This is a genomic window from Streptomyces sp. NPDC104096 (assembly GCF_055584385.1).
The window spans coordinates 93,509-99,967 of sequence record NZ_JBVJMD010000030.1 but is presented as its reverse complement, the minus strand read 5'-3'; the positions used below and the strand labels follow the sequence as shown (position 1 = coordinate 99,967).

Here is a 6,459-nt window from a genome sequence, read left to right as displayed (position 1 = left end):
GGCCGCGAACGGGGCTATCTTCGCCTCGGCCAGCGAACGGATCGCGTCACGGAGCATGTCGTGCTCCTCGGACGGGCGGTACAGGTCGAAGTCAGCCGATCCGGCCAAGGTCTCTCACGCTCCAAGGAAACTGCGCTAACTACCGTTAAGTAACTCAAATTTTAGGGGCCCGCCCACCGGGCGGATACGTGAGCTTGGCGACAGGAGGGAATCTGCCCGTTGAAGAGGCGCGGGACGCCCCGACTATGCTCGGGCGGCACCGCCCAGCGCGTATCCGACGCCGTACACCCCAGGAGCACTGCATGGCCGCCCTCAGGATCACCGTGATCGGCACCGGTTATCTCGGCGCCACGCACGCCGCGGCCATGGCCGAGCTCGGCTTCGAGGTGCTCGCGCTCGACGTGGTGCGCGAGAAGATCGAGATGCTGGAGCGGGGCGAGACCCCGATGTACGAGCCGGGGCTCGAGGAACTGCTGCGCCGGCACGTCGCGGGGTTCGAGGGCACCACCGGCCGCCTGCGCTTCACCCAGGACTGGGCCGAGGTCGGGGCGTTCGGCGACGTCCACTTCGTGTGTGTGAACACGCCGCAGAAGCACGGCGAGTACGCCTGCGACATGTCGTACGTCGAGTCTGCCCTCTCCTCCCTCGCGCCACACCTGACCAGGCCCGCCCTCGTGGTCGGCAAGTCCACCGTGCCCGTCGGCTCCGCCGACCGGCTGGCCCGCATGGTCGCCGGACTCGCACCGGCCGGCGCGGACGCCGAGCTGGCCTGGAACCCGGAGTTCCTGCGCGAGGGCTTCGCCGTCCAGGACACCCTGCACCCCGACCGGATCGTGGTGGGCGTGCGCAGCGAGCGGGCGGAGAAGCTGCTGCGTCAGGTGTACGCCACCCCCGTCGGGGAGGGCTCGCCGTTCGTCGTCACCGACTTCCCCACCGCCGAGCTCGTGAAGACCTCCGCGAACTCCTTCCTCGCCACCAAGATCTCCTTCATCAACGCGATGGCGGAGATGTGCGAGGCAGCGGGCGGCGACGTGGTCAAGCTGGCGGAGGCGATCGGGCACGACGACCGGATCGGCAAGAAGTTCCTGCGGGCCGGGATCGGCTTCGGCGGCGGGTGCCTGCCCAAGGACATCCGGGCCTTCATGGCGCGGGCCGGCGAGCTCGGCGCCGACCAGGCGCTGACCTTCCTGCGCGAGATCGACTCCATCAACATGCGCCAGCGCGGGCAGATGGTGGAGCTGGCCCGCGAGGCGCTGGGCGGCGGTTCCTTCCTGGGCAGGCGGGTCGCCGTGCTCGGCGCCACCTTCAAGCCCGACTCCGACGACGTCCGGGACTCGCCCGCGCTGAACGTCGCCGGTCAGATACACCTCCAGGGCGGCCAGGTGACCGTCTACGACCCCAAGGGCATGGACAACGCCCGGCGGGTCTTCCCCACGCTCGGCTACGCCGACTCGGCGCTGGAGGCCGTGCGGGGCGCCGATGTCGTCCTGCACCTGACCGAGTGGCGGGAGTTCCGCGAGCTGGACCCGGCGCGGCTCGGCGAGGTCGCGAAGGCCCGGCTGATCCTCGACGGGCGCAACGCCCTCGACCCCGAGCTGTGGCGGAAGGCCGGCTGGACCTACCGGGCGATGGGGCGTCCGACCGCCTGACCGGGACGGAACACGAGGCGACGCCGGTTCGGCCGAGGCTCAGTCGGCCGAACCGGCGTACCGCTGCATTCTGCCGCACCCGGACCGCACGTGACGTAAGAACTTCCTGTGCGTCGCCGCCCGGGGCCGCACACGACGCCCCGGGCCGGCCCTCACCGGTCCTTGGCCCGGTACCGGCGCATCTTCGCGCGGGCCCCGCACACCGACATCGAGCACCAGCGGGCCCGGCCGGCCGGGCTGCGGTCGTAGTACGCCCAGTGACAGGTCACGTCCTCGCAGGCCTTCAGCCGGGTCCAGGTGCCCGCGACCAGGGAGTCCGCCACGGCTGCCGCGATCCGGGACCGCAGGGACGCCCCTGCGCCGGGTATCAGCCGCGCGGAGCCGTCCCGGGCGTCGACCGCCACGTACAGCGGCGCCGCCGCCAGCAGGGCCCCCAGGCCGGTCACCTCGCGGTGCGGCGGACGGCCCGCGTGGGCGAGCAGCGCGACACGCAGGGACTCACGCAGGTCGCGGGCGTCCGCCAGGTCGTCCGGGGCGAGTCCGAAGCGCGCCCTGCCGTCGGGCGTGTCGAGCGCGTCGGCGCCGGTCCCGAGGTCCAGCGTGTTCACCAGGGACTCGATCAGCGCCAGGCCGCCCGGTGCGGGCGATCTCTCACTCATGGCGGCGCGCCACCTCCGGCTCCCGGTATTTCCCTTGTGACGTTACCTCCGGTGCGGCAGCATGAGGTGCCGGTTACCGGTTACCCGTCTCTACAGGTAACGCCGATCGAGGAGGAAGTCATGGCTCTCGCCAAGCTGGACACCGTCGTCCTGGACTGTCCCGACCCCCGCGCCCTGGCCGGTTTCTACGCCGCGCTGCTCGGCGGCACCCCGGAGGAGCAGGAGGGCTGGATCGACCTGAGGATCGACGGCGCCCAGGCCCTGGCGTTCCAGGCCGCTCCCGGCCACGTACCGCCGAAGTGGCCCTCGCCCGACGGGTCGCAGCAGTTCCACCTGGACCTGACCGTCGACGACCTGGACACGGCCGAGCAGGAGGTCCTGAGGCTCGGCGCCCGCACCCTGGACGCCGACGACCGCTCGCGCAGCTTCCGGGTGTACGCGGACCCGGCGGGACACCCGTTCTGCCTCTGCCGGGCCTAGTACCGGTACGGGATCCGGCAGGAATGCGGGAGCGGGGCGGCCGTGTCGGCCGCCCCGCTCCGTTCCGTCAGCTGCCGGACGACCCGTCCGGTCAGCCGTCCAGCGACTCGATCGTCGCGTTGGACGGCGCGCGGGTGGCCCGCAGATCGCGGGCCACGTCCTCCGCCGCACCCAGTACCCGCACCGAGTTCTGCCAGGTCAGCTTGGCCAGGTCGGACCTGGACCAGCCGCGGTCGAGCAGTTCGGCGATCAGGTTGGGGTAGCCGGAGACGTCGTTCAGCCCGTCGGGGGTGAACGCCGTGCCGTCGTAGTCGCCGCCGATGCCGAGGTGGTCGATCCCGGCGACCTCGCGCATGTGGTCGAGGTGGTCGGCGACCGTCGCGACCGTGGCGACCGGCCGCGGGTTGTCCTCCTCGAAGGCCCGGTGCACCCGCATGGCCTCGGCCGTGGTGTCGAGGTGGTGGAAGCCGTGCGCACGCATGTTCGCGTCGGCGGCGACCGTCCAGTCCACCGCCGCCTGGAGCACGAACTTCGGCACGAACGTCACCATCGCGACGCCGCCGTTGGCGGGCAGCCGCTCCAGCACGTCGTCCGGGATGTTGCGCGGGTGGTCGCAGACGGCCCGGGACGAGGAGTGCGAGAAGATCACCGGCGCGGTCGAGGTGTCCAGCGCGTCGCGCATGGTCGTCGCCGCCACGTGGGAGAGGTCGACGAGCATGCCCAGGCGGTTCATCTCCCGGACCACCTCGCGGCCGAACGCCGACAGTCCGCCGACCGCCGGCTTGTCGGTCGCCGAGTCCGCCCAGGCCACGTTGTCGTTGTGGGTGAGGGTCAGATAGCGCACGCCGAGGTCGTACAGCCCGCGCAGGGTGCCGAGCGAGTTGGCGATCGAGTGGCCGCCCTCCGCCCCCATGAGGGAGGCGATACGGCCCTCGGCGCGCGCGGCCTCCATGTCGGCCGCCGTCAGCGCCCGGCGCAGGTCCCCGGGGTGGCGGTCGAGCAGCTGGCGTACGCAGTCGATCTGTTCCAGCGTCGAGGGCACCGCGTCGGGCAGGTCCGAGCGGACGTACACCGACCAGTACTGCGCGCCGACCCCGCCCTCGCGCAGGCGGGGGATGTCGGTGTGCAGGTGGGCGCCCTGCGGGGCGGCGATGTCGCGGGCGTCCAGGTCGTAGCGGACCTGCTCGCGCAGGGCCCAGGGCAGGTCGTTGTGACCGTCCACGACCGGGAACTCGGCGAGCAGCGCGCGGGCTTCTTCGAGGGACGTCGTCATCCGCGCGCTCACTTCCGGAAGCCGAAGCCGCCGGCCGAGCCCTCGACCTTGGCGCGCAGTCGCTTGCCCTTCTCGGTGGCCTGGTCGTTCAGCTCCTGCTGGAACTCGCGCATCCGGGTGAGGAGGTCCTCGTCGTGGGTGGCGAGGATCCGGGCCGCGAGCAGACCGGCGTTGCGGGCGCCGGCGACGGAGACGGTCGCGACCGGCACACCGGCCGGCATCTGCACGATCGACAGCAGCGAGTCCATGCCGTCGAGGTACTTCAGCGGCACGGGGACGCCGATGACCGGCAGCGGGGTGACCGAGGCCAGCATCCCGGGCAGGTGGGCGGCGCCGCCGGCGCCCGCGATGATCACCTTGAGACCCCGGTCGGCGGCCTGCTCGCCGTACGCCACCATCTCGCGCGGCATCCGGTGCGCGGAGACGACGTCGACCTCGTAGCCGATCTCGAACTCGTCGAGGGCCTGGGCGGCGGCCTCCATGACGGGCCAGTCGGAGTCCGACCCCATGACGATGCCTACGACAGGGCTCATTCGGTGATCGTGCCTCTCAGGTAGCCGGCTGCGTGACGGGCGCGCTCCAGCACGTCGTCGAGGTCGTCGCCGTAGGTGTTGACGTGACCGACCTTGCGGCCCTGCTTCACGTCCTTGCCGTACATGTGGATCTTCAGCCGGGGGTCGCGGGCCATGCAGTGCAGGTACGCCGCGTACATGTCCGGGTAGTCGCCGCCCAGGACGTTGACCATGACCGTCCACGGCGCGCGCGGACGCGGGTCGCCGAGGGGCAGGTCGAGCACGGCCCGGACGTGGTTGGCGAACTGGGACGTGATCGCGCCGTCCTGCGTCCAGTGGCCCGAGTTGTGCGGGCGCATGGCGAGTTCGTTGACGAGTATCCGGCCGTCCCTGGTCTGGAACAGCTCGACGGCGAGGTGGCCGACGACGCCGAGTTCCTTGGCGATGCGCAGCGCCATCTCCTCGGCCTTCAGGCCCACGGCCGGGTCGAGGTCGGGGGCGGGGGCGATGACCGTGTCGCAGACCCCGTTCACCTGGCGGGACTCCACCACGGGGTAGGCGACGGCCTGGCCGTGCGGGGAGCGCACGACGTTCGCCGCCAGCTCCCGGACGAAGTCGACCTTCTCCTCCGCGAGGACCGGGACACCGGCCCGGAAGGGTTCGGCGGCCTCCTCCACGGAGTCCACGACCCACACGCCCTTGCCGTCGTACCCGCCGCGGACGGTCTTGAGGACGACGGGGAATCCCTCGCCCTCGGCCGCGAAGGCGGCCACGTCCTGCGGATCGGAGACGATGCGGTGCCGCGGGCACGGCACGCCGATCGCGTCGAGTCTGGCCCTCATCACGCCCTTGTCCTGGGCGTGCACGAGCGCGTCGGGGCCCGGACGGACGGGGATGCCGTCCGCCTCCAGGGCCCTGAGGTGCTCGGTGGGCACATGTTCGTGATCGAAGGTGATCACATCGCACCCGCGGGCGAACGCGCGCAGCGTGTCCAGGTCGCGATAGTCGCCGATGACGACGTCGCTCACGACCTGTGCCGCGGAATCCTGAGGGGTGTCACTGAGGAGCTTGAACCTGATGCCGAGCGGAATGCCTGCCTCGTGTGTCATACGAGCGAGCTGGCCACCGCCGACCATGCCGACTACCGGGAACGTCACGCCCCTAGGGTATCGGCCACGCCCGGACGGCCGGTTCCATCCCTCTTACCGACGCCTTTCCCGTCTCATACCGGGCGTTTTCCGGGTTCTTTCCAAGCTGTTCCCGGCCTGTGGGCCCGTCCACAGGAAAGCCCGCAGGGGGCCGGTTAGCATGGCTGGGTTGACGTAAACCGACCCGGACGGGGGCACGCACAGCCATGGAACACGGTTCCTCGGGGCTGCGACGACTCGTGCGCGAGGTCGCGAAGTTCGGCGCCGTCGGCGGCGCCGGGCTTCTGGTCAATCTGGGTGTGTTCAACCTGGTGCGCCATACGACGGAGCTGCCCGTCGTGCGGGCCAGTGTCATCGCCACGATCGTCGCCATCATCTTCAACTACCTGGGCTTCCGCTACTTCACCTACCGGGACCGCGACCGCACCGGCCGCACCCGGGAGCTGACCCTGTTCCTGCTGTTCAGCGCGGTCGGTCTCGTGATCGAGAACGGCGTGCTGTACGCGGCGACGTACGGGTTCGGCTGGGACAGCCCGCTCCAGAGCAACGTCTTCAAGTTCATCGGCATCGGCGTCGCCACGCTGTTCCGGTTCTGGTCGTACCGCTCGTGGGTGTTCCGGACGCTGCCCGCGCGGGAGGCCGTCGCGGACGCGGAGTCGCTGCTGAAGGCGGAGTCGAAGAAGACGCGGACCCAGCGGGTGAGCTGACCCGGCCGACGCCTCGCACCCCCGCCGGACA

At 71.2% G+C, this 6,459-nt stretch carries 7 protein-coding genes; 3 read left to right on the top strand and 4 right to left on the bottom strand.

The features are described 5' to 3' along the window. Window positions 1-302 precede the first annotated feature (302 nt). On the top strand, window positions 303-1,649 hold the full coding sequence (locus tag ACZ60B_RS27095; RefSeq protein WP_469391275.1) for a UDP-glucose dehydrogenase family protein: 1,347 nt from the start codon (window positions 303-305) through the stop codon (window positions 1,647-1,649). 152 nt (window positions 1,650-1,801) lie between these two features. Here the strand turns inward: ACZ60B_RS27095 and ACZ60B_RS27090 are convergent, their stop codons facing one another. Further along, on the bottom strand, window positions 1,802-2,308 hold the full coding sequence (locus ACZ60B_RS27090; protein ID WP_469391273.1) for a CGNR zinc finger domain-containing protein: 507 nt from the start codon (window positions 2,306-2,308) through the stop codon (window positions 1,802-1,804). Window positions 2,309-2,428: 120 nt separating this feature from the next. On the opposite strand from ACZ60B_RS27090, the gene ACZ60B_RS27085 reads away from it, so the two are divergent. Continuing rightward, entirely contained in the window at window positions 2,429-2,788 is a 360-nt protein-coding gene (locus ACZ60B_RS27085; RefSeq protein WP_469391271.1) for a VOC family protein, read from the top strand. 91 nt (window positions 2,789-2,879) lie between these two features. On the opposite strand, the gene ACZ60B_RS27080 is transcribed toward ACZ60B_RS27085, so the two are convergent. Genes ACZ60B_RS27080 through ACZ60B_RS27070 form a run of 3 tightly spaced genes read right to left on the bottom strand, consistent with a single transcriptional unit; the run spans window position 2,880 to window position 5,730 of the window. Next, on the bottom strand, window positions 2,880-4,061 hold the full coding sequence (locus tag ACZ60B_RS27080; RefSeq protein WP_469391269.1) for a dipeptidase: 1,182 nt from the start codon (window positions 4,059-4,061) through the stop codon (window positions 2,880-2,882). 8 nt (window positions 4,062-4,069) lie between these two features. Then, complete coding sequence (gene purE / locus ACZ60B_RS27075) at window positions 4,070-4,594, bottom strand: 5-(carboxyamino)imidazole ribonucleotide mutase (protein ID WP_469391266.1); 525 nt, start codon at window positions 4,592-4,594, stop codon at window positions 4,070-4,072. Next, the gene (locus ACZ60B_RS27070) at window positions 4,591-5,730 is read right to left on the bottom strand and encodes a 5-(carboxyamino)imidazole ribonucleotide synthase (RefSeq protein ID WP_469391263.1); all 1,140 of its coding nucleotides are present in this window, start codon (window positions 5,728-5,730) and stop codon (window positions 4,591-4,593) included. The genes purE and ACZ60B_RS27070 overlap by 4 nt, the downstream gene beginning before the upstream one ends. 197 nt (window positions 5,731-5,927) lie before the next feature. On the opposite strand from ACZ60B_RS27070, the gene ACZ60B_RS27065 reads away from it, so the two are divergent. Then, window positions 5,928-6,428, top strand: a complete 501-nt coding sequence (locus ACZ60B_RS27065; protein WP_469391261.1) for a GtrA family protein — start codon at window positions 5,928-5,930, stop codon at window positions 6,426-6,428. The last annotated feature ends 31 nt before the right edge of the window (window positions 6,429-6,459 follow it).

Bases quoted from the DNA above. Each gene is read 5' to 3' on its own strand.
- ACZ60B_RS27095 (WP_469391275.1), top strand. From the start codon at position 303: ATGGCCGCCCTCAGGATCACCGTGATCGGCACCGGTTATCTCGGCGCC.
- ACZ60B_RS27090 (WP_469391273.1), bottom strand. From the start codon at position 2,308: ATGAGTGAGAGATCGCCCGCACCGGGCGGCCTGGCGCTGATCGAGTCC.
- ACZ60B_RS27085 (WP_469391271.1), top strand. From the start codon at position 2,429: ATGGCTCTCGCCAAGCTGGACACCGTCGTCCTGGACTGTCCCGACCCC.
- ACZ60B_RS27080 (WP_469391269.1), bottom strand. From the start codon at position 4,061: ATGACGACGTCCCTCGAAGAAGCCCGCGCGCTGCTCGCCGAGTTCCCG.
- purE (WP_469391266.1), bottom strand. From the start codon at position 4,594: ATGAGCCCTGTCGTAGGCATCGTCATGGGGTCGGACTCCGACTGGCCC.
- ACZ60B_RS27065 (WP_469391261.1), top strand. From the start codon at position 5,928: ATGGAACACGGTTCCTCGGGGCTGCGACGACTCGTGCGCGAGGTCGCG.